The 24,967-nt window shown below is 66.5% G+C and carries 23 protein-coding genes; 16 read left to right on the top strand and 7 right to left on the bottom strand.

Going from position 1 to position 24,967, the window contains the following annotated elements; genetic code table 11:
* The first annotated feature begins 27 nt into the window (after positions 1–27).
* The 14 genes from cpaB to WS66_RS32175 all read left to right on the top strand — a co-directional run bounded on the left by cpaB (position 28) and on the right by WS66_RS32175 (position 15,343).
* The gene (gene cpaB, locus WS66_RS32240; RefSeq protein ID WP_059599672.1) at positions 28–873 is read left to right on the top strand and encodes a Flp pilus assembly protein CpaB; all 846 of its coding nucleotides are present in this window, start codon (positions 28–30) and stop codon (positions 871–873) included.
* Positions 874–988: 115 nt separating this feature from the next.
* Complete coding sequence (locus tag WS66_RS32235) at positions 989–2,947, top strand: type II and III secretion system protein family protein (protein ID WP_059599671.1); 1,959 nt, start codon at positions 989–991, stop codon at positions 2,945–2,947.
* A gap of 20 nt (positions 2,948–2,967) precedes the next feature.
* A complete protein-coding gene (locus tag WS66_RS32230; RefSeq protein WP_059599670.1) occupies positions 2,968–3,267 on the top strand; it encodes a hypothetical protein in 300 nt (99 codons plus the stop codon).
* A gap of 25 nt (positions 3,268–3,292) precedes the next feature.
* Entirely contained in the window at positions 3,293–4,564 is a 1,272-nt protein-coding gene (locus WS66_RS32225; RefSeq protein ID WP_059599669.1) for a pilus assembly protein TadG-related protein, read from the top strand.
* 13 nt (positions 4,565–4,577) lie between these two features.
* Entirely contained in the window at positions 4,578–5,111 is a 534-nt protein-coding gene (locus tag WS66_RS32220; RefSeq protein ID WP_059599668.1) for a TadE/TadG family type IV pilus assembly protein, read from the top strand.
* Positions 5,108–5,551, top strand: a complete 444-nt coding sequence (locus WS66_RS32215) for a TadE/TadG family type IV pilus assembly protein (RefSeq protein WP_059599667.1) — start codon at positions 5,108–5,110, stop codon at positions 5,549–5,551. Before WS66_RS32220 ends, WS66_RS32215 begins: the two co-directional genes overlap by 4 nt.
* 21 nt (positions 5,552–5,572) lie before the next feature.
* Entirely contained in the window at positions 5,573–6,781 is a 1,209-nt protein-coding gene (locus tag WS66_RS32210) for an AAA family ATPase (protein WP_059599666.1), read from the top strand.
* Positions 6,782–6,800: 19 nt separating this feature from the next.
* Positions 6,801–8,168, top strand: coding sequence for a CpaF family protein (locus WS66_RS32205; protein ID WP_059599665.1), 1,368 nt, complete (start codon positions 6,801–6,803; stop codon positions 8,166–8,168).
* A 33-nt stretch (positions 8,169–8,201) separates the two neighbouring features.
* Entirely contained in the window at positions 8,202–9,179 is a 978-nt protein-coding gene (locus WS66_RS32200; RefSeq protein WP_059599664.1) for a type II secretion system F family protein, read from the top strand.
* Positions 9,180–9,217: 38 nt separating this feature from the next.
* A complete protein-coding gene (locus tag WS66_RS32195) occupies positions 9,218–10,198 on the top strand; it encodes a type II secretion system F family protein (RefSeq protein ID WP_059599663.1) in 981 nt (326 codons plus the stop codon).
* Positions 10,199–10,361: 163 nt separating this feature from the next.
* On the top strand, positions 10,362–10,766 hold the full coding sequence (locus tag WS66_RS33920; protein WP_151047702.1) for a hypothetical protein: 405 nt from the start codon (positions 10,362–10,364) through the stop codon (positions 10,764–10,766).
* A 340-nt stretch (positions 10,767–11,106) separates the two neighbouring features.
* A complete protein-coding gene (locus WS66_RS32185) occupies positions 11,107–13,839 on the top strand; it encodes a xanthine dehydrogenase family protein molybdopterin-binding subunit (RefSeq protein ID WP_059599661.1) in 2,733 nt (910 codons plus the stop codon).
* On the top strand, positions 13,836–14,354 hold the full coding sequence (locus WS66_RS32180; protein ID WP_059599660.1) for a (2Fe-2S)-binding protein: 519 nt from the start codon (positions 13,836–13,838) through the stop codon (positions 14,352–14,354). The genes WS66_RS32185 and WS66_RS32180 overlap by 4 nt, the downstream gene beginning before the upstream one ends.
* Entirely contained in the window at positions 14,351–15,343 is a 993-nt protein-coding gene (locus WS66_RS32175) for a hypothetical protein (protein ID WP_059599659.1), read from the top strand. Before WS66_RS32180 ends, WS66_RS32175 begins: the two co-directional genes overlap by 4 nt.
* 223 nt (positions 15,344–15,566) lie before the next feature.
* On the opposite strand, the gene WS66_RS32170 is transcribed toward WS66_RS32175, so the two are convergent.
* The 5 genes from WS66_RS32170 to WS66_RS32150 all read right to left on the bottom strand — a co-directional run bounded on the left by WS66_RS32170 (position 15,567) and on the right by WS66_RS32150 (position 20,480).
* The gene (locus tag WS66_RS32170) at positions 15,567–16,526 is read right to left on the bottom strand and encodes a SphA family protein (protein WP_059599658.1); all 960 of its coding nucleotides are present in this window, start codon (positions 16,524–16,526) and stop codon (positions 15,567–15,569) included.
* Between the two features lie 33 nt (positions 16,527–16,559).
* Positions 16,560–17,087: a flavin reductase family protein gene (locus tag WS66_RS32165; RefSeq protein ID WP_059599657.1), complete on the bottom strand. Its 528-nt coding sequence runs from the start codon at positions 17,085–17,087 to the stop codon at positions 16,560–16,562.
* Between the two features lie 5 nt (positions 17,088–17,092).
* On the bottom strand, positions 17,093–18,331 hold the full coding sequence (locus WS66_RS32160) for a styrene monooxygenase/indole monooxygenase family protein (protein ID WP_059599656.1): 1,239 nt from the start codon (positions 18,329–18,331) through the stop codon (positions 17,093–17,095).
* A gap of 66 nt (positions 18,332–18,397) precedes the next feature.
* On the bottom strand, positions 18,398–19,183 hold the full coding sequence (locus WS66_RS32155) for an SDR family oxidoreductase (protein ID WP_059599655.1): 786 nt from the start codon (positions 19,181–19,183) through the stop codon (positions 18,398–18,400).
* A 67-nt stretch (positions 19,184–19,250) separates the two neighbouring features.
* Entirely contained in the window at positions 19,251–20,480 is a 1,230-nt protein-coding gene (locus WS66_RS32150) for a dienelactone hydrolase family protein (protein ID WP_059599654.1), read from the bottom strand.
* 354 nt (positions 20,481–20,834) lie between these two features.
* Here WS66_RS32150 and WS66_RS32145 point away from each other — a divergent pair, with 354 nt between their 5' ends.
* Together WS66_RS32145 and WS66_RS32140 are read left to right on the top strand one after the other, a co-directional pair.
* Entirely contained in the window at positions 20,835–21,860 is a 1,026-nt protein-coding gene (locus tag WS66_RS32145; protein ID WP_059599653.1) for an AraC family transcriptional regulator, read from the top strand.
* Positions 21,861–22,036: 176 nt separating this feature from the next.
* Entirely contained in the window at positions 22,037–23,230 is a 1,194-nt protein-coding gene (locus WS66_RS32140) for an NnrS family protein (protein ID WP_059599652.1), read from the top strand.
* A gap of 207 nt (positions 23,231–23,437) precedes the next feature.
* On the opposite strand, the gene WS66_RS32135 is transcribed toward WS66_RS32140, so the two are convergent.
* Entirely contained in the window at positions 23,438–24,547 is a 1,110-nt protein-coding gene (locus WS66_RS32135; RefSeq protein WP_059599651.1) for an S-(hydroxymethyl)glutathione dehydrogenase/class III alcohol dehydrogenase, read from the bottom strand.
* Between the two features lie 55 nt (positions 24,548–24,602).
* The gene (gene frmR, locus WS66_RS32130) at positions 24,603–24,878 is read right to left on the bottom strand and encodes a formaldehyde-responsive transcriptional repressor FrmR (RefSeq protein WP_059599650.1); all 276 of its coding nucleotides are present in this window, start codon (positions 24,876–24,878) and stop codon (positions 24,603–24,605) included.
* Positions 24,879–24,967: the final 89 nt, after the last annotated feature.

Below are 24,967 nucleotides of genomic sequence, written 5' to 3'. Positions count from 1 at the left end.
TTTCACGATTCGTTGAGGAGCATTGCCATGAAAAACAGTCGAGCGCTCATGATGCTGATCGTCGCGATGGTCGCGGGCCTTGCCGCGGTCGTGTTCGCGTCCCGCTGGTTGATGAATACATCCAGCAGCTCGGTCACGTCGGTCGCGGTGGCGACCACCGACCTGAACCTGGGCGAGCCGCTCGGGCCGAACCAGATCCGCATGGTGAGCTGGCCGTCGGGCAGCGTGCCGACCGGCGCGTTCACCGACACGAAGGAACTCGAAGGGCGCGTCGTGCGTACGAGCCTCGCACGCGGCGAACCGGTGATCGAGTCGAAACTCGCGCCGGTCGGCACGAAGGGCGGGCTGTCCGCCGTGATCGCCGACGGCAGCCGTGCGATCACGGTGCGGGTGAACGACGTGGTGGGCGTCGCGGGCTTCGCGCTGCCGGGCAACTACGTCGACGTGATCGTCAACACGCAGGAACAGCAGGGCAAGACCGACGGGCAGAGCATCTCCAAGATCGTGCTCGAGCACATCCTGGTGCTGGCCGTCGCGCAGCAGGTCAGCCGCGACGATACCGCACCGAAGGTCGTCAACGCGGTGACGCTCGAAGTCACGCCCGATCAGGCCGAACGCCTCGACCTCGCGCGCAGCGTCGGCACGCTGTCGCTCGTGCTGCGCAACCAGGTCGACCAGAAGACGCTGACGACCGATGGCGCGACCAAGCTGACGCTGCTCGGCAAGGCTCCGGTACCCGACGCGACGCCCGCACCGGTACACGAACGCGTACGGACCGTGCGCGTGCACGTTGCGTCGCACGCGGCACCGGACGCACGGCGCGATTGTGTAGGCGTGCTGACCGGGATAAGGGGCAGCGTCGAATGCTTTTGAAACCGTAGAACACACATCCAGATAAACAGATTAACCAGATCGGCCGCCGTCAGGGCACGGCGGCCTTGGAAGTCGACAACCGGCCGCTCGCCGGTCACTCGGGGGATCAGACGAAATGAAGATCAATCCGCAATATTCAGGTACCGGCCCGGTGCGCACGCGTATCGCACGGGGCACGATGATGGCCGCGATCCTGTGTACGGGGTGGCTGACGGTGTACAGCGCGCTGGCCCAGGAAGGCGCGGAATCGGCTGCGCTGATGAAGGGCGGCGCGAGCGCGCCGGCTGCCGTCGCCAAGGGGCCGATGCAGATGACGATCAGCATGGCGCCGGCGCCTGCCGCCGCGGCTGCCGCATCGGCGGGCCCGCTGCGCGGACCGAACTGCGTGGGCGCCGTGCGCGAGTCGACCAGCGTCAGCGTGCCGCTCGGCAAGTCGCTGCTGGTGCCGATGCCGGAGCCGGTCCGCAACCGGACCATCGGCAACCCGGCCGTCGCGCAAGCAACGATGGTGTCGCCGCAGACGCTCTACATCCTCGGGATGTCGGTCGGCACCACCAACATGATCGTGCAGGGCAGGAGCGGCGCGTGCCGCGTGATCGACGTTGCGGTCGGCGCGGACGCCGGCGGCCTGCAGGCATCGCTGGCGCAGCTGATGCCGGACGAGCACGCCATCCACGTATCGAACGCAGCCGGCACGATCGTGCTGGCGGGCACCGTGTCGAGCTCGCAGGCCGCGCAACAGGCCGTGCAGATCGCACGGGCCTACAGCGAGAGCACCGGCGAGGGGGGCGGCACTGGCAAGGGTGGTGGCGTGCTGAACATGCTGAACGTGACGTCGCCGCAGCAGGTGATGCTCGAAGTGAAGGTTGCCGAAGTGTCGAAGACGCTGATCAACCAGTTGGGCAGCGCGTTCAACATCCAGGGCGGGTTCGGCTCGTGGAGCGGCGCGCTCGTCAGCAACCTGCTCGCGGGCGTTGCGAGCGGTGCGATCTTCAATAAGGCGAACAACAAGCCGTTCAGCATCGCGGCCGATGCGCAGAACACCGACAACCTCGTCAAGATCCTCGCGGAGCCGAACCTCGTGACGATCAGCGGCCAGGAGGCGACGTTCCTCGCCGGCGGCAAGATCTTCATCCCGGTACCGCAGAGCAGCGGCACCGGCACGTCGTCGATTACCCTGCAGGAAGAGGAGTTCGGCGTCGCGCTGAAGTTCACGCCGACGGTGCTCGCGAACGGCCGGATCAACCTGAGGGTCGCGCCGGAAGTGTCGGAGCTGTCGCAGACGGGCGTGACGCTGAGCGCGACCAACATCGGCGGCACCTCGATCCTGCCGCTGATCACCACCCGGCGCGCGTCGACGACGGTCCAGATGGCCGACGGCGAATCGTTCGCGATCGGTGGGCTGATCAAGGACAACGCGAGCGGCGCGCTGAAGGCGATTCCCGGCGTCGGCGAGGTGCCGGTGCTCGGCGCGCTGTTCCGCAGCACGTCGTTCCAGCAGGACCGCACCGAGCTGATCTTCGTGATCACGCCGCACCTGGTGAGGCCGCTGCAGACCGCCGACCTGCCGCTGCCGACCGACAGCTTCTCGAAGCCCAACGAAGCCGACGTGTATGCGACCGGCAACATGGAAGGGCGCAAGGGTGTCCGCAAGGCGGGCGCGCAACCGGCGAACGGCGCGATGGATGCACCGCAGACGCCGGCGCCTGCTCCCGCGCCGCAATCGGCCGCACCGGCCGCTGCGCTGCCCGCTCCGCGTGCGCCGCAGCCCGCCGACACACCGGCACCGGTGCCGGCGCAGCCTGAGAAGCCGGCGGCTGCAGCGGCCGCCGCGGCGGGAGCGGTGAACGCCGAGCCGGCGCATGCCGCGCAGTCGCTGCCGAAACCGCAACCGCAGGCCGATGCGGCCAGCGCGGCACGGATCGCGCGCATCGAAGCCGCTGCCGCGCGTCTCGCGGCGGCTGGCTCCGACACGCCGGCCAAACCCGCGCCGCATTCGAAGAACAGTCTGCCGGCCGCCGCCCACGCGCAGATCGCGCGGGCGAATGCGGAACCCGCGTCCACCGATCGTTGAAGCCATCCAAGGGGAAGCTCATGAAATCCGCCTACCTCGTATTCGTGCGCCGTGCGGCGCTCGCCGTCCCGCTCGCGTTCGCGCTTGCCGGCTGCATGTCGTCGACGCCGGTGTGGGACAGTCGCTTCGGCGACTCGGTCCGCGCTGTCACGCAAGCCCAGATCATCGATCCGCATGCCGCCGAACACGCGGCCTCGCGCCCGGGGGTCGACGGCAGCGCCGCCGCGGCCGCGCTCGACAACTACGACAAGTCGTTCAGGCAGCCCGAGCCGAAAGCCAATGCATTCGTGATCGGGATCGGCAAGTCGTCGGGCCAATAACACAGGCACGCTCAGGGAGAACGCCATGTCCAGCGCAGCTCGTCATCCGAAACTCACGCGTCGAGGGTTGCATCGCCAGCAAGGCGCCGTCGCGATCATCGTCGGTCTCGCACTGGCGGTGATGATCGGATTCGTCGGTCTCGCGCTGGACCTCGGCAAGCTGTACGTCACGCGCAGCGAACTTCAGAACAGCGCCGACTCATGCGCGCTGTCCGCTGCGCGCGACCTCACGTCGGCCATCAGCCTGCAGGTCGCGGAAGCGGACGGCATCGCCGCCGGCCACTCGAATTTCGCCTTCTTTCAGCAGAACGCGGTGCAGATGCAGACGGATTCGAACGTCACGTTCAGCGATTCGCTGACCAATCCGTTCCTGACGAAGACGGCGGTCGCCACGCCGGCGAACATCAAGTACGTGAAGTGCACGGCGCAACTGACCAACATCGCGCACTGGTTCATCGAGGTGCTCAACACGATTCCCGGTGTGCAGGTCGCGAACGCGGCGCAGGTCTCGGCCAGCGCGATCGCGACGGTGGGCGCCGGGCAGACCACCTGTGCGATCCCGGTGTTCGTGTGCCGCGCGGCGACCGCCGCGCCGTACAAGGTCGGTGACTGGATCTCGTCGCTGTCCGGTTCGTCGTCGACGTACGGGCCAGGCAACTTCGGCTGGGCGGCGCTCGACGGCTCGACGAACGAGCCGACCATCGCCAGCGAACTGTCCGGCAATACCTGCAACATCACGTCGCCGCCCACCCTCGGCTCGACGGGCCTGAAGGCCGCGTCGCTGCGCGCGTGGAATACCCGCTTCGGCATCTACACGAACGGCGCCAACGGCTCGAGCGGCCAGCCGGACTTCACCGGCTACGCGTACGTCGGCCCCAACTACGGGCCGCCGGGAACCGCAGGCATCGTCGGCGACGCGTACACGCAGTTCGTGCTCGATCGCGCAAGCTTCAAGTCCTACCAGGGCGACGGTGCACCGCCCGCCGGCAGCGGCATCGCGACCAAAGGGACCGCCACCGCAAGCAACTATCAGACGTTCGGCGGCGACCGCCGGGTCGCGCTTGCCCCCGAGGGCGACTGCTCGACGTTGAACGGGGCAAGCAACCAGCTGACCGTCACGCAGTGGGACTGCGTGCTGATGCTCGATCCGCTGCCGTTCAGCCCGGGCGCCGGCGGGGTCGTCGCGCATCTCGAATACCTCGGCTCGGCGTCATCCGGCAGCACGCCTTGCGCGACGCACGGTTTGCCGGGCAGCGGCAGCTCGGTCGGCCTCAAAGTGCCGATGCTCGTTCAATAGAGGAGACGCGATCATGAAAAGGCTCCCGATTCGCCGGTCGCGCATGCGCGGTGTCGCCGCGGTCGAGTTCGCGCTCGTGCTGATGCCGATGATCGTGCTCGCGACCGGTGTGGCCGAGTTCGGCCGCGCGATCTATCAGTACGAGACCCTCACCAAGGCGACGCGCGACGCGGCGCGCTACCTGTCGGTCTATCTGCCGGCCGACAGCGCGTATCCGCTCGCGGAGGCGCAGTGCCTGGTCGTCTACGGCAACACGACCTGCGGGTCTGCCGGCACCGAGCTGGTGCCGGGGCTCACGACATCGATGGTGATCGTGTGCGACGCCGCGCATTCGAGCGATTGCGCCGACGCGTCCGATCCACCGCAGTTCGCGAACCTGCCGACCTACGACGCGACCAACAACGCGGCAAGCGGCACGGCGACCGGCAGCATCAACGTCGTCGAGGTGAAGGTGAAGGGCTATAAGTACCAGCCGATTCCGGCCTACCCGGGGCTGTCGTCGATCACCTTCGGCAACATCGTCACCGTGATGAGGCAAGTGTCATGAACCCGCGCTCCTGTCTGCCGTCGCGCCGTCGCGCCCAACGCGGCGCGACGATCGTCGAATTCGCGCTGATCGCATCGATCCTGATGATGCTGCTGATCGGCGTCTTCGAATTCGGGCGCGTGCTGTTTTACTGGAACACGGCGGCCGAGGCCATCCGGCTCGGCGCACGCACGGCGATCGTCTGCGACGTGAACGCCGCCGGCGTCGTGAAGCGCGTGAAGTCGCTGATGCCGATGGTGTCGAGTGCGAACGTGTCGGTGAGCTACACGCCGTCGGGCTGCGACGTGAGTTCCTGCTCGTTCGTGACCGTCAGCATGACCAACTTCACGGTCAAGACGATGATTCCGCTCGCGAGCGTCTCGATCACGATGCCGCCGTTCACCACGACGTTGTCGCGTGAAAGCCTGAATTCATCCACGGGCGGCACCGCCTGTCAATAATCGAACCGACGAGGCACAGCCATGATCAATATCCTCGTAGCTGCCGACGATACCGCCCGGCTCACGCAGATCGCGCGCCTGGTCACCGACAGCGGACACTATCGCGTGACACGCGCGCATGGACGATCGTCGCAGATCGAGAATCGAACGGACGGACTCGATTCATTCGACATCCTGCTGATCGACGGCGCGACAACCGATGCGACCGAGCTGTCGGCGCTCGAGCGCATCTGCCGGCTGCACCCGGGCCTGACCTGCATCCTGGTGACGGCCGACGCGGCGCCGAACGTGCTGCTGGACGCGATGCGCGCCGGCGCGCGCGACGTGCTGCAGTGGCCGATCGACCCCGCGGCGCTGGCCCGGGCGCTCGAGCGTGCCGCCGCGCAAAGCACGCGACGCGACGGCGACGATACGCGCTTCGTGTCGTTCATGTCGTGCAAGGGCGGCGCGGGCACGAGCTTCGCCGCGAGCAACGTCGCGTACGAGATCGCTGAAGGATATAAGCGCCGCGTGCTCCTGGTCGATCTGAACCAGCAGTTCGCGGATGCCGCGTTCCTCGTCAGCGACGAGACGCCGCCGTCGACGCTGCCGCAGCTGTGCGCGCAGATCGAGCGACTCGACGGCGCGTTTCTCGACGCGAGCGTCGCGCACGTGACGCCGACCTTCCACGTGCTGGCGGGCGCGGGCGACCCGGTCAAGGCCGCGGAGATGCGCGAGGATGCGCTCGAATGGATCCTCGGCGTCGCGGCGCCGCGCTACGACTTCGTGATCTTCGACATCGGCGTGAGCATCAATCCGCTGTCGATGATCGCGCTGGATCGCAGCGACCAGATCCAGCTCGTGTTGCAGCCCGCGATGCCGCACGTGCGCGCGGGCCGCCGGCTGCTCGAGATTCTCGTGTCGCTCGGCTACCCGACCGACCAGATGCGGCTGGTGGTGAACCGGATGACACGCGCGAGCGAACGGTCCCGCACCGCGCTCGAGGAAGTGCTCGGCCTGCACGCGAGCAGCACCATACCCGACGACGCCGATACCGTGCGCGAAGCGCTCGACCTGGGGCATCCGGTCTCGCGCGTCGCACGCAGCGCAGCGGTTACGCGTGCGTTGCAGGCCTGTGCGAAGCAGATCGTCGAAGGGGACGTGCGGACCAGGCACGACGCGTCCAGCAGCGAACCGTTGATGTCCCGGCTGTTCGGCCGCAAGGCCACGCCGAAGCTCAAGTCCATGTGAATCTCTCGGGGAAACCATCATGTCATTGCGCGAACAGATGTCCTTGTACCGGACGCAGCCCCAGGCGACGGGCACCGATCCGGCAGGTGCGACGCATTCGTCGGTACGCGACGCGTACCAGAGGCTGCGCCGTGAAATTCACGTGGCGGTTCTTGAACGGGTCGAGCTGGAGCGTCTGTCACGCCTGCCGCAGGAACAGGTGCGGCAGGAAATCTCGGCGCTGATCTCGCGCATCCTCGACGAGGAGCGCATGCCCGCGAACGACATCGAGCGGCGCCAGCTCGCGATCGACGTGTACGACGAGATGTTCGGTTTCGGCCCGCTGGAGGCGCTGCTGCGCGACCCTGGCATCTCCGACATCCTCGTGAACACGTACCGGCAGGTCTATGTCGAGCGCGCCGGCCAGCTCGAGCTGACCGACGTGACGTTCTACGACGACGCGCACCTGATGAAGGTGATCGAGAAGATCGTGTCGCGGGTCGGGCGGCGCATCGACGAATCGACCCCGATGGTCGATGCGCGTTTGCCGGACGGCTCGCGCGTGAACGCGATCATTCCGCCGTCGGCGATCGACGGGCCGCTGATGTCGATCCGGCGTTTCGCGGTCAATCCGCTGAAGATGGACGACCTCGTGAGTTACCAGAGCCTCACGCCGCCGATGGCGGAGCTGCTCGATGCGCTGGCCAAGGCGAAAGTGAACGTGCTCGTGTCGGGGGGGACCGGCAGCGGCAAGACGACGCTGCTCAACATCCTGTCGGGCTTCATCCCGCGATCGGAGCGGATCGTGACGATCGAGGATGCGGCGGAGCTGCAACTGCAGCAGCCGCACGTGCTGCGGCTCGAAACGCGGCCGCCGAACATCGAGGGCAAGGGCGAGATCACGCAGCGCACGCTCGTGCGCAACGCGCTGCGGATGCGGCCGGACCGGATCATTCTCGGCGAAGTGCGCGGCGCGGAAGCGCTCGACATGCTCAACGCGATGAACACCGGCCACGAAGGCTCGCTCGCGACGATCCACGCAAACACGCCGCGCGACGCGCTCACGCGGCTCGAGAACATGATCAGCGTCGGCGGCCTGACGCTGCCGCCGAAGACGATGCGCCAGCAGATCGCGTCGGCGATCTCGGTGGTGATCCAGGCGACGCGGCTCACCGACGGCAAGCGCAAGATCGTCAGCATCCAGGAGCTGACCGGGATGGAAGGCGACATCATCAACATGCAGGAGATCTTCACGTTCAAGCGCACCGGCATGGATCGCGACGGGACGGTGCGCGGACACTTCTGCGCGACCGGCGTGCGGCCGAAGTTCGCCGAGCGGCTGCAGTCGTTCGGCATCAACCTGCCGGATTCACTCTACGACCCGGCGCAGCGTTACGAGACGAAGTGACGACGCGCCGTCGTCTGATTCCGGGGAGGTCTCATGGACTCGATATTCTATGGTTTTGTGATTCTCACCTTCGTCGCGGTGGTGCTCGCGATCGAAGGTGTCTATCAATGGTGGAACTCACGCCACGGTGCCGCGGCACGGCGGATCGAGTCGCGCCTGCGCGCGATGTCGGCCGGCGGCAGCGTGCAGCAGGAGCGGCTGTCGATTCTCAAGAAGCGGATGCTCGACGAATCGAAACCGTTCGACCGGCTGTTGCTGCGTATGCCGCGCGTGCAGTCGGTGGATTTGCTGCTGCAGCAATCGGGGCTCGACTGGACGGTGGCGAAGCTCGTCGTGTACAGCGCGGCATTGCCGGTGACGGCGATGCTCGTCCTGCTGTTCACTCCGTTGCCCCTGATCGCCATGTTGCCGATTGCGCTGCTGACCGCGTGCATGCCGGCAATGTACGTGATGCGGCATCGCAACCGGCGGATGCTCAAGCTCGAGCGCCAACTGCCGGATGTCTGCGACATGATCGCGCGCGCGCTGCGCTCCGGCCACTCCTTTACGAGCGCGCTCGGGATGGTCGGCGAGGAGTTTCCCGATCCGATGGGCGGTGAGTTCCGGATCACGTTCGACGAGATCAATTACGGCGTATCGCTGCACGATGCGCTGGTGAACCTCGCGACACGCGTGCCGGCCCATGACCTGCGCTACTTCGTGATCGCGGTGCTGATCCAGCGCGAGACCGGTGGCAACCTGGCCGAGCTGCTCGACAGCATCGCATCGCTCGTTCGCGAGCGCTTCAAGCTGTTCGACAAGGTCCGCGTGCTGTCGGCGGAAGGGCGGCTGTCGGCCTGGATCCTCGGGCTGCTGCCATTCGGCACGGCGGGCATGATGGCGGTGTTGAACCGGGAGTTTCTGTCGGTGCTCTGGCAGGATCCGGCCGGCATCAAGATGGTCGGAGTGATGCTGGGGTCGATGGCATTCGGCATGCTGTGGATTCGACGCATCATCCGGATTCGCGTCTGACGCGTGTCTCAGGCTTCACGAACCGATTCGAGGCTGTCATGCAAAACCTGAGCGTAGTACATACCGTGATGCTGGCCGGCTTGTTCATCTTCGTCGCCGGCGGCGTGCTGGTCGCGATGCTGCTGTTTGCGCCGCGCAACATGGAGCGCCGGATCCAGCAGGCGAGCGGAGCAAGTGTAGGCATCGGCGCCGGCGCCGGCGCCGGCGATGGCGGCGGGCAGCCATCGCGCTGGGTCGCGAAGCTCGTCGAGCTGTCGCAACCGATTTCCCGGCTGTCGGTGCCGCAGGAGGGCTGGGAGAATTCACCGCTGCGGATCCGGCTCATGAACGCCGGCTGGCGCGATCCGAACGCGGGCGCGCTTTACTTCGCGGCGAAGACGGTACTCGCGCTGGCGCTGCCGGCCGCCGCGCTGCTGGCGCTCGCCACGACCCGGCTCGCGGGTCAACGCATGCTGCTGTCGTTCATCCTCGTCGCGCTCGCCGGGATCGGCTACTACGTTCCGAACGTGATCCTCAGGCGGCGGATCGCGACGCGTCAGCGGGTGATTTTCGAGGACTTTCCGGATGCGCTCGATTTGCTGACCGTATGCGTCGAAGCAGGGCTCGGGCTCGACGCGGCGCTGATGCGGGTGAGCGAGGAACTGCGCTTTCGCAGCGAAGTGGTCGCGGGCGAACTCGACTTGCTGCTGCTCGAGATGCGTTCCGGGTTCACGAAGGAAACCGCGCTGCGCAATCTGGCACTGCGGACCGGCGTCGAGGATATCGAGTCGTTCTGCGCGATGCTGATCCAGGCCGATCGCTTCGGCACCAGCATCGCCGAATCGCTGCGCGTGTTGTCCGACATGCTGCGCACGCGGCGGCGGATGCGCGCCGAGGAGCGCGCCGCGAAGATTGCGCTGAAGCTGCTGTTCCCGCTGATCTTCTGCATCTTCCCGGCGCTGATGTGCGTGTTGCTCGGGCCGGCGATGATTCACGTGTATCGCGTGCTGCTGCCGACCTTCACCAGTATCGGGCAGTAAGCAGCGGCGCGGGACTGCCGCGCGAACCGGATGTACGTGCCGACCGGGCATTGCCGGCCGGCACGGTCACCGTCTTCATGGGAGGCTCCTTCTCCCCCCCGGGCGGCGCCGCGAGATAGGTCGATCATAGCGGCGTCAACGCAACCCGGACCCATGGTCGACCATGGAGACAGCCGTAGTCCACTGCCCGCGCGGGTGGCCCCCTACGACTAACCTCGAACGCAGTCGCGGCGGCGCGCCGACCGGACTGAAAGCCGATCCGACAGGTCCGATCTGCACGGCTGAATCCATCCGTGTCGATAACGCGAGCGATTGTTTACCGAATTGCCGGCCGGCGCAGGCAGTCGCCGCCCGGCCGCAGCGCCCTCGGGCCGCCAGCGGTGGCATGCGTCAGCCGATGACGCGGCACGTATCGACGGATGCCGCTGCCGATGTGCGCGTCATCGTGCCCGAAAATCTCCTTGAAATCGTCGATTCGAATTTCTACGATTATTCAAAATCAGGCTTGAATGACGCTGCGAGCGGGACGATCGCCCCGCGTCGCGGAAAGAACGAACACAACGCCTGAAATTGAAGCGGCTGCCCGACGATACGGGCAACAGGCCAGTCAAGCACGATCGGGGCCGGGGGAATCATGAACGAACACGCAGCGCGATGCACGCCGCCTGACGCCTCATCGAGCAGGCGACCACCCGCGTGGACCGAACCCGCGATGCCGCCGGGCTACGGCGCGCGTCGTCTCCCTCCCGATTACTGACAGCCGGCGCGCGCAACCGCGCCCGGAACACCGCTTTCTCACCGACATCCTGTGCACCGACGCACACGCGTATCGGGCCGCTCGCGGCCGGCGTGGCGACGCACGTCGTGCACTCGACGACCAACATAACAATTCGAACGAGGGACGCAGCATGGCCATCCGTGTGCCAGTGACACGCCGGACGTTTCTGAAGCTCGCCGGCAGCGGCGCCGTTGTCGCCGTTTCGGTTACGCATTTACCGGCACTCGTACTCGCCGCGGGCGAGACGCAGGCCGATGCGGACGGCCCGAGCTGGGCACCGGTGCCCGGAAAGGCGCGCTGGCGCATCGATGGCGTGCCGAAGGTAATGGGCCAGAAGATCTACGCGCGCGACTTCAAGTCCCGCGACTTCGTCGGCTGGCCGCAGCAGGAGAACTGGCTTTATGCGCTGCGCTGCGACCGGGTCGACGCGGTGTACCAGGGCTACGATCTCGGCGTGCTGCCGCACGAACTGCAGCCGATCGCCATTGTCGACAACGCGTTGCTGAGCGCGCGCAGGATCAATCTTGCACCGCGCCCCGATCCGATCGCGAACCAGGACATCTACTGGCTCGCGCGGGTGGGTCATCCGGCGGACTGCTACGGGCAACCGGCCGCGCTGTTGATCTTCGAGAACTTCGATATCTATCGTCGCGCGAGGAAGCTGCTCGATTTCAATCGCGGCGTGATCCGCTACGGCGCGCCGGTCGGCACCGGCCAGGCCGCACCGGTCGTGCCGTATTCGCCCGTGACCGTCTACGTGCGCGACGACGCACGTCGGTTCAACTACGTCGACAACTACGAGGCCGACAGCACCGGCAAGCCGACCGCGAAGTATCTGGAGGAACGCGAGGCGGCGGTCGCCAACATCGATGCGACGATTGCCCACCACGCGGCCGCCGGCACGTGGATCGGCATTCGGGCGACGGGCGATGACGGGTTCGAGACGCCGGCGATGGATCCGATGTTCATGGAGCCCGAAGCGGGACTCGCATGGTACGACGCGTCCGCCTCGAAGATCAGCCTCGTCCTCGGCACGCAGTCGGCGAACGACGATGCGATCGGTGCGTGTGCGCTGTTCGACGGCAGCAACGTCCCGGTCAAGGAGGCCCAGGTCATCGCGTGCTACCCGGGCGGTGGTTTCGGCGGACGCGACAAGTCCTATTTCCCGCTGTATCTGGCTCTTGCGGCGCCGTTCGCGAAGGGCGCGCTGCGTTGGCAGCAGTCGCGCTACGAGCAATTCCAGGTTGGCCTGAAACGCTGCGAGACGCAGTTCTCCGAATCGCTGTGGTTCGACCGCCGCGGCAAGCTCGAAGCGATCACCTGCGATTTCCTGATGAACGGCGGCGGGAAGAAGAACCTGTCGCCGTACGTCGCGCAGCTTGCCGCGTTGAGCGCGATGAGCTGCTACGAGATTCCGCGGGCACGCGCGCAGGCCGCGTCGACCTACACGCGGGAAGTCTTCGGCGGCTCGCAGCGCGGCTTCGGCGGGCCGCAGGCGTTCATGGCGATCGAGACGCTGATGGACGAGGCTGCACGCCGGCTAGGGATGTCGCCGTTCGAGATCCGGCGCGCCAATCTGCTCGGCAAGGCGCCCGCTCTCGGCAAGGGCCGCGCGATCACGGGCGCGCCGATCCTGTTCGACCTGCAGCTGGACGCGCTGCTCGACCGGCTCGAACGTCATCCGTTATGGCTCGAGCGTGAGCAGATTCGTGCCGAGCGCAGCGCGCGCAGCCTCCGCTACGGTGTCGGCCTCGCGATGGCGAACGAAGCGTACGGCACCTCCGGCGACGGCATGTTCGGCATGGTGCAGATCCTGCCCGACGGCAACCTGCGCGTGGTCACGCCGTACACCGACATGGGCAACGGCGCGGCCACGACGCTCGGTCTCGCGCCGGCCGAGTTTCTCGGGCAAAACGCGCAAACGATTGCGATGAGCGAGATTGGACCGTTCAACTCGCTCGGGTTGCAGCGTTCGAGCAATCCGCCAGACGACAGCAAGTACGTGTGCTACACGTACGGCTCGTCGAGCGCCTGTCTCGGCGCATTTCATCAGTACCACGCGGTCAAGGGCGCCGCGCAGGTGCTGTTTCTGCAGAGCGTGCTGCCAGCCGCGCGCGCATGGTGGGGCGTACCCGTGCGTGCGGAGGACGTGCACTGGACCGATCGCGCACTCGCCGCGAACGGCCTCGCACCGATTCCGTGGGCGACGCTGCTCGGCACGATCAGGAAGCTCGGCCTGCAGACGACCGCGGCCGTGCATGCGAGTTATGCCGGGTATTTCTGGAAGGGAACCTATCCGTTCGCGTCCGGCAGTGCGCAGATCGACTACGACTACGTGGCGGTCGGCCTCGATCCGTATCACCTGACGCCGTTGAAGCGCGTGCTGCAGCCGCCGCCGATCAATACGACACTTTACGGGCGCACGACCTATGCGCCGTCGGCGACGCTCGTCGCGGTGTCCGTCGATTCCGCGACCGGGCGCGTGAAGGTCGAACGCGTGGTGACGGCAGTGAGCGTCGGCCGGCAGTTGTCGCCGGAGCTCGTCGAAGGGCAGTCACAGGGCGCGGTCGCGATGGGTATCGGCAACGTGCTGACCGAAACGTGTCCGCTGGGGCCGGACGGGCCGGGCGGCGGCCGATGGAATCTGGATCGCTACGAGGTCACGCGGCTGCCGGACATCCCCGTGCAGGAGCTGATCGCCTTACCGCCGCCCGGCGGCGATCCCGCGAATGCACGCGGCATCGCGGAAGCGGTGATGTGTCCGATCGCGCCGGCGCTGCTCAATGCGCTCGCGATGGCGACGGGGCGGCGGTTCCGGGTGACGCCCGTGACGCCGGAGAAGATTCGGGAGGCACTGCAATGAGCAATCCGGTCCGGATGATCATCAACGGCAAGCCCGTCGAAGCGGACGCGGCCGACGCGGACATGAACCTCATCGACTTCCTGCACGAGCGGCAGGACCTGACGGGCACCAAGCTGTGCTGCGGCATCGGCGTGTGCCGCGCGTGCACGGTCGGCGTGCGCAATGCGCCCGATGCGCCGATGGAAAAGACGCTGTCGTGCTCGACCCCGGTCAGCGCGATGGCGGACATGCACGTGTACACGATCGAGGGGCTCGCGCAGGGTGGCGCGCTGTCGCCGCTGCAGCAGAGTTTTCTCGAGTCGTTCGCGTTCCAGTGTGGCTACTGCGTGTCGGGTTTCCTGATGGCCGCGACCGCGATGCTCGATCATCTGCGCGCGCAGCCGGTGCACGAGCGCGATCTGGACGCGATGATCGAAACATGGGTGGGCGGCAACATCTGTCGTTGCACCGGTTACGTGAAGTACATCGAGGCCATTCGCAAGGTGGCGATACGCTACACGAAGGGGGCGGCATGACGATGAGAACCTGCGTCGTCGCGCTGGCGACGATGCTGGCCGTACAGATCGCACCGGTCGTGCCGGTTGCGCTCGCGGCGGCAAACGGCGATACGTCGTTGCACGAGTATGCGCAGCGGTGCACCGACGAAATCGGCGAGATTCCCGCGTTCGACTGCAATGACGGCACCGATGTGCCGATCACCGTCAACGGCCGCGTGCCCGTGCGCTACGCAGCACACATGACGTGCGATCGCCCGGCGCTGTTGCCCTATGACGCGCCGACGTCCGGACAGTGCACACCGTATTCGAAGATCCTCGACCTCTCGCACGGCGACACGCAGATCTCGGCGTTTTGCCGCCGCAAGCAGATCCGCGCGAATCGGAGCCCGTATTACGACGAAGTCGACATCGTGCTGCATCATGCGGGCAACGGCAAGACCTGCTGGTTTCATGCGGAGCAGGGCGGCACAGCCGGCATGAACGCGGCGCGCGTGCCGCCGCCGAACGAGACGACGCCGCCGCCCGGCCATCCGTCCGCGGCGGAGTTCTGGTGGAAGCCGGCCGCGACCGCGACGAAGCGCTGCGTGTCGTGTCATGACGCGAGCCCGGTCATGTACAGCCCGTGGATCGGCCAGGTCTGGAGCAAGGTGCCGACCGATCCGTGGGGCAAGTACGTGAATCTCGGCGCCGACTTCGCGTCGTGGACGTCGCACGCGATCAGCACGCCGGGCAATACCTGCATCGGCTGTCACCGGATCGGCGATCAGAACAGCTGCAAGATCTACGTGCCGCTCGCGGCCGGTTTGCTGCCGCCGCCGAAGGGAAGCAACGCGCGTGCGAGCCGGTATCCGATGACGCATTGGATGCCGATCGACAACAACAAGAGCCTGTATGAATGGAATGCGGCGAACGCGAAGTCGGTGAGCGACCTGCTCGAATGCTGTTCGGCGCGCGGCAAGGACGATCCGAAGTGCAGTTTCACGCCGGCGGCGCAGGCGGCCAAATAGGTCGCGCGCGGGTTGCGCGCCGGACTGCCACGGCGCCTCTCGCTTGCCCCATCGGCGGCCTTGCCGGGCTCGCCCACGACGATACGCGCGGATCGCCTCGGCCGGTGCAGCCGCGGTCATGTGATGCGCCGGCCGATGAGCGATGCGCGAGAAAAACCGGGGTAGTAGAAGTTGCCATCCGTCATACGTACCCGCGGTGCGGCGTCACGCGTCGGCGTTTCGCCTACTGAAAGTGATGCACGTACCGCAGCACCATCCGCGAACCCTGCGGCCGGTTACGGGCATGGACTTCGAAGTACGCGTTGAACATCAGGTGATCCTGGGGCGAGAAGCTGTACATTGCACCGGGTCCGATCGCCAGCACGGCTTCCCGTGTGCCGGACACGTCCTGACCGTTCACCTTCATGTCGGTGGTCTGGCGCAGCCAGTAGCCGTTGAGACCCAGCCGCAGCCCGGGCCGCACTTCATACTCGGTAGCAAAGTTCGCATGAACGGCCTGGCCGGCCTGCGTCGACGTCACGTCCGGCCCGAGCGCGGTCGCCGGCTCGTGATTGGTCGCATTCCACAAATAGTGCAGACGCCACGACACGGTCCACTTCGGCGTGATCCAGAACGTCGCGGCCCAGTACGGATCGAACGACCAGAAATGGCTGCCCGGATTGATCGCGCGCGTCGGATCGTATGCACCGGTCGGCGCAATGAACTGGAACTCCAGACGCTGCGCGAAGCGCGGCCCCTGCGCGCCCATCACCGGATCGAACTGGATGAACGGTCCGACCAGCAGGTCGCCGAATCCGGCACGCGAATTCAGCGCGACGTTGCCGATTCCGTCGTTCGTATGCACGGAGGCCACCCACGGCAGGATCACGTCGAGCCCCGGATGGATGCCGCCGAACGTCAGCGGCGACTGGTAGACGATCTGGCTCAGCCCCGCGAACAGGTCGATGTCCTGCTTCGGCAGCCCGACCTTGTTGCCGGCGTTGTCGTTGACGCGTCCGGCGGTGTAGTACTCGAGATACTGCGTGCCGTACCAGCCGGAGCCGGCCGGCGGCATCCCGTCGAGGAAGCTGGTCATCCCCAGGTTGACCGACGGCAGGTCGGTCGCATGCGCCGGCGCGGGGCCGGTCAGGCCGACTAACCCGAGACCTGCGATCGCAAGCAGGCGAGAGCCGAATTTCATCATCACCACCTCCTGAATATTTATTTGTATAACTAATCAAACGGCGCGAGAAAGATCGGGATGTGCGGAGATTGCGCGATACTGGCCCGCATGGAACACGAGCGGCGCCTTTCCGAACGCATCGAACTGCTCGATCTGTCCGATGAACAGCAGATGGTCGCCGCCTTCGTAATGGCCCACGTTGCGGCACACGAAACGCGCGCTCGCGCCGTCGAGACAGGGTACGCCGCCCGCATCGGCCTCCACGTGCGACACGCCGTCGAACTTGTCGGCGCTCGGTGTCGCGAAACGGCGCGACAGCTCGATCTGGTCGTGCGCGAGGATATTGATCGCGAAGTGCGTGGCCGCGACGAAGTCCGGGCGGCTCGGCGCGACCTTGCGCAGGCTCCACAGCACGAGCGGCGGGTCGAGCGACAGGGACGAGAACGAATTCGCGGTGAGTCCGACCTTGCGCCCGTCCGGCGAACGCGTCGTGATCACGGTGACGCCGGTCGGAAACTGCCCGAACGCGGCGCGCAGTTGCTGCGGGTCGAGGCCCGAAATGCAGGTCGCGGTGGTGTCCATGTCGCTTACTCCGAACGTGCGGCGTGGTCGCGGATCAGCGCCGCACAGGCCGACGGTTCGAACCACCACGGCGCGAACTGGCGCGGATCGTCGAAGCCATTGACGAGCGTCGCGGCCAGCGACGGCAACTGGCCGGCGGCACCGAGCAGTTCGAGGATGTGCGGCGGCGGCGGGGTGAGCAGCGAGTTGGTCCAGCGCACGACGTGCTGCGCATAGGACCAGTAGCGTTCGAACGTGTCGTGCATCCAGCCTTCGTCGAACGGCTGGCCTTCGCGTGCGAGGATGGCGTCGCCGTATACCTTCGCGCATTTCGCCGCATTGTTCGAACCCTGGCCGGTGATCGGATCGTTGACGACCACCGCATCGGCCATGCCGAATACCGTCCGGCCGGACGGCAGGCGAAAGAATGGCTTGCGCACGGTCGGCGTGAAGCGGCCGGACAGCGTGCCGTTCGGATCGGTGAGCTCGACGTCGCGGCAGCGCTCGAATTCCCACGGCACATACTGCTGCAGGAACGACAGGCTGCGGTCGAGATGCTGCTCGGGCGTCTTGACGTCGGCCCAGCAGTCAAGCGGGCCGCCGGGGATTCCTTCGAACACCATGATTTCGCACGGGCCCGTCGTCGTCAGTGCGGGAAAAACGAAGTATTCGCCGATGCCGGGCAGGAGGTTGAAGCGCACGCGCGAATACGGCTGGCTCGGCGTCATGCCTTTCACGTAGGTGAGCGCAAGCGCGCGTTGCGGGCGCTCGAATGCGCTGCGTGCGTCGTCGCGGCCCAGCAGGTGCACGATTTCGCCCTTTCCGGCAGCGAGCAGCACGAGATCGTGGCTGAGCGCGAGGTCCTCGAGTTCCGGCACGCCGACGTCGCAGATGCGCACGTCCGCGCCGCGGCGCCGGATCGCGTCGAGCCAGTCGGCCATCTTCACGCGCTGGTCGACCGATTGTGCGTAGCGGGTCAGCCGCGACGACCAGTCGATTGCCTTGCGGCCGTTGCCTTCCGGATGCGGCACCGCGATGCCGATGCCTTCGACGGTCGGGCACGCTTCTTCCCAGGTGTTCAGGCCGAGATCGCGTTCGATCTGCAGTGCGGTATGGAACATGCACTGGCTCGACATGACCTTGCCGGCGCGGATCTGTTCCGCGTCGCGGTTGGTCGCGAGCGTGACGTGATAGCCCTGGTCGAGCAGCGTGAAGGCGAGTTGCAGGCCGGCCTGGCCGGCGCCGACGATAGCGATGCGTTTCATGATGAAATCCTTGGTAGAACGAATTGCATGAGGCGAAGTATGGGCGGGGCGAGAAGCGGCTGCCGGTTATTCGGCCAGCCGCGGAATCGCCGGCACCGCCTGCTCGGGGCCCATCGCGGAGTAGCCGCCGTCGACCGCGTAGTCGGCGCCCGTCACGAAGCTCGCCGCGTCGCTGCACAGGAACGTGACGACCTGCGCGACTTCCGACGGATCGCCCACGCGCCCGAGCAGATGAAACGGCGCGGCCACGCGGTCTGTCTTCGCGCGGTCGCCGTGCGTGAGCTCGTCCATCACGCGCGACCACGTCCATCCCGGCGACACCGAGTTGACGCGAATCCGGTCGCCGGCGAGATCCATCGCCATGCTGCGCGTGAGGTGGCGCATCGCGGCCTTCGAGGTCGGATAGAGCCAGCGGCCGGTCTGTGCGCATTGCGCGGAGATCGAACTGAAGTTGACGATCGCGCCGCCGCGCCGCTTCAGAAACGGATGAACGGCCTTGACCAGCATCGCGGCCGACACGACGTTGACGTCCATCGCCGCCAGCCAGTCGTTGCGCGTGGCCTGGATCCCGTTGTCGACGTAGCTGCAGGCCAGGTTGATCAGCAGGTCGATCGCGCCGAAGCGTTCGGCGATCGCCGACACCGCTCGGTCGATCGCGCGGTCGTCGGTGATGTCGGTTGCGATGAACATCCCGCGTTCGCCGAGCGTGTCGGCGACGCGCGCGCCGTTTTCCGCATCGAGATCGAGGATCGCGACGCACGCGCCGGCGCGCCCGAGGTCCTGCGCGACGGCAGCGCCGATCAGCGTGGCGCCGCCGGTGACGATCGCGACTTTGCCAGCAAGGGCAGTCATGGTGTGTCTCCTGGAATGATTGAGTGAAGGCGGCGCGCGTTGCGCGCGCCGCATGCGTATCCGTCGATCACGCGCTGTCGTGCCAGCGCTGCATCAGCCTGTTCGACGGCACGGTTTCGTCGAGCAGCTTGCGCGCCGTTTCGACACCGGCAACGGGCAGCCCGGCCGCGTCGAGCAGGCCGATCTGCACGAGCACGCTCGCCTGGTCCCAGTAGATGTGTTCGTGATACAGCTTGTCGCCGCGGAACTTGACGATCGCGACGAGCGGAATCTCGACACGCTTGCCGGTCGGCGCGACGCCGGGCAGCATCCAGTCGATCTCGGTCGTGTGCGTGAAGCAGAACAGCAGTTCGTCGACGATCTGGCTCGCGCCGACCGTGCGCGAGATCGGCGTGATCGTCGTGTCCGGCGGGTTCGCATGCACGAAGTGATGCGTGTAGAAGCGCTTGAGCTCGTCGTAGCCCACGCCGCCCGTCAGCGTCGGAATATGGTTCACGTAAGGCTGCGCGACCATCGTGGCCATCGTCGCGTCGACGTTGCGCGTGTCGAACTCGTGCCGGAGGTGTTCTTCCCACAGGGCGGACAGATCGTAGTGCGGGCCGAGCGCCGCGCGGAACGCGGCGATCGCGCGCTGGTGCGCCATGACCGCGGCGGCCTTGTCGAAATGATCGCCGCCGACGCGCGCGAACGCATGATCGACACCCGGGTAGACGTACACTTCGACGCCGTCGCGGCCGGCCAATGCAGCGGCGATGCGCTGCTGCGCGTCGGGCGGGCAGAAGCGGTCCTGCGCGGCGATCTGCAGCACGAGCCGGCCGCGCAGATGGGCGGCTTCGTCGAGCGCGTGCTCGATCCCCACGCCGTAATAGCTGACGGCGGCGGCCACGTCCGGCAGCCGGCACGCGGCGAGATACGCGAGCTTGCCGCCCAGGCAGTAGCCAAGCACGCCGGCCTGGCCCGTGCATTCTGGCCGTTGCGTCAGCACGGCCAGCGCGGCGGCGATGTCCTCGACGCCCTTGTTTTCGTCGTACTCGCGGTACAACGCCATCGCGCGCTCGAAGTCGGCCGCCGTGTAACCGAGTTCGATGGCGGGCGCCTGGCGCCAGAACAGGTCGGGCACGAGCACCGTGTAGCCTTCCTCGGCGTAGTAATCGGCCACGTCGCGCATCGTCGCGTTCGCGCCGAAGATCTCGTGACACAGCACGATACCCGGCCCCGTGCCGCCGGCCGGCGTGCTCAGGTATGCGCGAAACGTCCCGCCGTCCGGCGACGGGATGTCGATGTGTCGTCCTTTCATGTGTCCCTCCGTTCTGTTCGTGACTGGCATGGGCCCAGTATTGGCGGACGAAACGCGCGCTTCTATCCGCTTTCTTCGGCCGGTATCCGCGAATTCCGGAAACCTGCGGATCGGCCCGCCGCGCCGGGGCCGGAACGCGGCGCACTGCGGGTATGTGCGGATGCGGAAGGTCCGCACAGTTTTCTACGATGCGCGAACGGTCCACTTCTTGCGTGATGTGCGCAGGGCTTGCGTAGTGTAACGAGGCGGACTGTCCGGATACTCCGGACGCTATCCGGATCGTGCGACGGGGTTCCCCGGAATCGGGAATACGTGCACGGCGCAGGTGCAATCGAGCACGACGGGAGAACTTCGATGGGGCAATTTTGCGGAGCGGGCTGGCTGGGTGACGCTGCCTGTTTCAACCACGACACGCTGCTGCTGCAGTCAGATGACGTCGACGAGGTGCGCGCGCGGGTTGCGGACGTGTTCAAACCGCATCGGCTTACGCTGACCGGCGATTCGCGCGCGCTGCACGGCCGCATGCATCATGCGCGCTGGGGCAATCTGTCGCTGAATCTGCTCGACTACGGCGGCGAAGTGTCGATCGAACCGGGGCCGCTCGAGCACTTCTATCTGTTGCAGATTCCGCTGCGCGGCGACGCCGAGATCGAGTGCGGCGCGACGCGCTTCGTGTCGTCACCCGACACCGCGTCACTGCTGTCGCCGACGCTGCCGCTCCGGATGCGGTGGGGCGAGGCGTGCCCGCAAGTGATCCTGCGCATCGAGCGCGAGGTGATGGAGCGGCATGCGCAGCGGCATGTCGGCGATGACCGGCGCGTGCCGGTGGAGTTCGAGCCGGAATTCAGCCTGTCGTCGCAGCAGGGCGCGTGTCTCGCGCAAATGCTGCCGATGCTGGCCGACGCGATCGCGACGGACGGGCATCCGCTGCGCCATCCGCTCGCATTCGAGCAACTCGAATCGACGCTGCTCAACCTGTTGCTGTACGGCCACCCGAACAGCGCACGCAACGGCACACGCCCCGCGCCGGCGCCGCTCGCGCCGTTCTATGTGCGGCGCGTCGAGGAATACATCCGTGCGCATCTCGACGAGCCGCTGACGATCGAACGGCTGGCCGAACTCGCGGGCGTCAGCCCGAGCACGCTGTTCGCCGGATTCCGCAATCGCCACGGCATCACGCCGATGGGATTCGTGCGCCAGTTGCGGCTGCAACATGTGCGCGACGAACTGCTCGACGACGCGACACCGGGGCTCGCATCGGTGACGGACGTCGCGCTGAAATGGGGCTTCGCGCACCTCGGGCGGTTCGCGATCGACTACAAGCGCGCGTTCGGGGAATCGCCGTCGGCCACGCTCCGGATGCGGCGTGCGCGGTGCTGACGGGAGGGCAGCCACAACGCAGGCTCACTTTTTGAAGTCTGGCACATGCGTGAAGCGCGCGCTTGACGCATGTCATGAACGCGGGCGATGCCACTGCGCCGCGTAGGGGCACGCTCCCGTCTCGCGCCTCACCGCGCTAGGATGAATGACGTCATCCTCGATTGCCGGAGACGCACATGAAAATCAGCGAGCCGATGCGAGCCCCGTCGGCGCCCGATACGTCACCGCTGCTGCAGCTTGGCCTGCGGCCGTTCTATCTGACCGGCGCGCTGTTCGCGAGCGTCGCCGTCGTCTTGTGGCTTGCGGCCTGGCACGGCGTGCCTGTCGCCGGGCGTGCCGGTCCGATGACCGGGCTCATGTGGCATGTGCACGAGATGATCTTCGGCTTCGTCGCCGCGATCGTCGTCGGCTTCTTGCTGACCGCCACGCGGGCCTGGACTTCGCGCGAGACGCTGCGCGGCCCGGCGCTCGCGGCGCTGTGGCTGCTTTGGCTCGCCGGACGCGTGCTCGTCTGGTCGGGGCCGCCGATGCTCGCGGCCGTCGTCGATTCGTTGTTCTTGCCGGTGACGGCCATCGTGTTGTTGCGCGTGCTCATTTCGGCGAAGAACCGTCACAACGTGTTCCTGCCGGTCGCGCTGCTGCTGTTCGGTGCGCTGAATGCGCTGTTCCATGTATCGGTGACGACGGGTCGGGCCGATCTCGCGTTGCGTGCGGCCTACGCGGCGACGGGGCTGGTCGTGTTCTTCGTCGCGGTGATCACCGGACGCATCGTGCCGATGTTCACGATGAATGCGATTCCCGGCTTCAAGATTCACCGCTTCAGGATCGTGGATGCGCTCGCGGCTCCCGCGGTCGCGCTGACGTTGTTCGCGGACGCGCTCGGCGCACCCGATACGCTGTTGGTCGTCGCTGCGCTCGCGACCGCCGTGCTGCACGCGTGGCGCCTTGCCGGATGGCATTCATGGCGCGTCGGCAAGCGGCCTATCGTGTGGATCCTGCACGTGTCCTGTCTGTGGATTCCGGTCGGCTTCGTGCTGCTCGCGCTGTCGTTCGCTGGCGCGGTCGCGCACTCGCTCGCCGTGCACGCGTTGACCGTCGGCGCGATCGGCGGCGCGATCATCGCGATGATCACGCGCACGGCGCTCGGCCACACGGGACGCATGCTCGTCGCGGGCCCGTGGGAGCAGCTGTGTTACTGGCTGGTGATCGGTGCGGCAGTCATTCGCGTGTTTGGTCCGCTCGTGCCGGGTGTGCCGTACACGGTCTGGCTCGATGCGTCGGGCGCGTGCTGGATCGTCGCGTTCGCGGCGTACGCGGTTCACTACGCGCCGTTCCTGATGTCGCCGCGTGCGGACGGTCGCCAGGATTGACGCTCGCGCGTCGTCGGATCGCTGCGGGAAGCGTCGGGCGCAACATCAGAGCCGCCTTGCGCGCCGGGCACGGCGTCATGAGACGTCGACCGATGCCGGTCTGATAAGCGATGGTTCGGAGAATGCGTCGCGCCGGCAAGCATCGCGGCTTGCCGGCGGTATCGCGCAACGAGACCGGTTACTGCAGCCGATCTCGTTGCGCGTATTTCAGAAATGCACGACGGTCCGGATGGACTCGCCGTTGTGCATCAAGTCGAATGCTTCGTTGATACCGGTGAGCGGCTTCGTGTGCGTGACGAACGGTGCCAACTGGATCGTGCCGGCCATCGCTTCCTCGACCATGCCCGGCAGTTCGGAGCGGCCCTTCACGCCGCCGAATGCCGTACCCAGCCAGCGGCGACCGGTGACGAGCTGGAACGGGCGCGTGGAGATTTCCTGGCCGGCGCCCGCGACGCCGATGATGACGGATTGGCCCCAGCCGCGGTGCGCGCATTCAAGCGCGGCGCGCATCACGTTGACGTTGCCGATGCACTCGAAGCTGTGGTCGACGCCCCAGCCGGTCATTTCGACGATGACTTGCTGGATGGGCTTTTCGTGATCCTTCGGATTGACGCAGTCGGTTGCGCCGAACACGCGCGCAAGGTCGAACTTGCCGGGGTTGGTGTCGATCGCGATGATGCGGCCGGCCTTCGCGAGCTTGGCGCCCTGAATCACCGCGAGGCCGATGCCGCCGAGACCGAATACGGCCACCGTATCGCCTTCCTGCACCTTCGCGGTGTTCTTGACCGCACCGAGGCCGGTCGTGACGCCGCAACCCAGCAGGCAGACCTGCTCCGGGTTCGCGTCCGGGTTGATCTTCGCGAGGGAGACTTCGGCGACGACCGTGTATTCGCTGAACGTCGAGCAGCCCATGTAGTGATAGATCGGCTGGCCGTTGTAGCTGAAACGCGTGGTGCCGTCGGGCATTACGCCCTTGCCCTGGGTGGCGCGCACCGACACGCACAGATTGGTCTTGCCGCTCTTGCAGAACAGGCACTCGCCGCATTCGGCGGTGTACAGCGGAATGACGTGGTCGCCGGGTTTCACGCTCGTCACGCCTTCGCCGACTTCCACAACGATGCCGGCGCCTTCATGGCCCAGCACGGCCGGAAAGATGCCTTCCGGATCGTCGCCCGACAACGTGAAGGCATCGGTGTGACAGACTCCGGTATGGGTGATCTTGATGAGCACTTCGCCCTTGCGGGGCGGTTCGACGTCGATTTCGACGATCTGGAGCGGCTTACCCGCCTCGAACGCAACTGCAGCACGTGATTTCATGGCAATCCTTTAAAAAATCATCGAATGGATCGATAGGTCGACGATTCCGCACCGGTCAGCGCAAGTAGGACCGAACGAGGGTCACGATATCGTCGATCGACCCGGAAGCGGGGCGCGATGCGTCCGCGAGCTGGGTGAATTCCTCGCGCAAATGGCTTTCGAGCACGCCGGCCATCACGCCATTGATCGCGCCGCGAATGGCAGCCAGTTGCTGAAGTATCGGGCCACAGTCCGCGCCCTCCTCAAGCGCTTGCTCGAGCGCATTCAGTTGCCCGCGAACACGGCGCACGCGGGTCAGGACGCGTTTCTTTTCTTCGGGGGAATGCGGCATGGGATCTGTGGGTTTCCGGATACTGGGGGGCAGTATAGAACAATGTGGCGCGGAGGTATACGGAATCGCTGCCGGGCAGGTGCCGTGCG

This window comes from Burkholderia sp. LA-2-3-30-S1-D2, from assembly GCF_001523915.2.
GTDB lineage: Bacteria > Pseudomonadota > Gammaproteobacteria > Burkholderiales > Burkholderiaceae > Burkholderia > Burkholderia diffusa.
The sequence above is the reverse complement of the archived record's forward strand: the minus strand, read 5'-3'. Positions and strand labels throughout refer to the sequence as shown.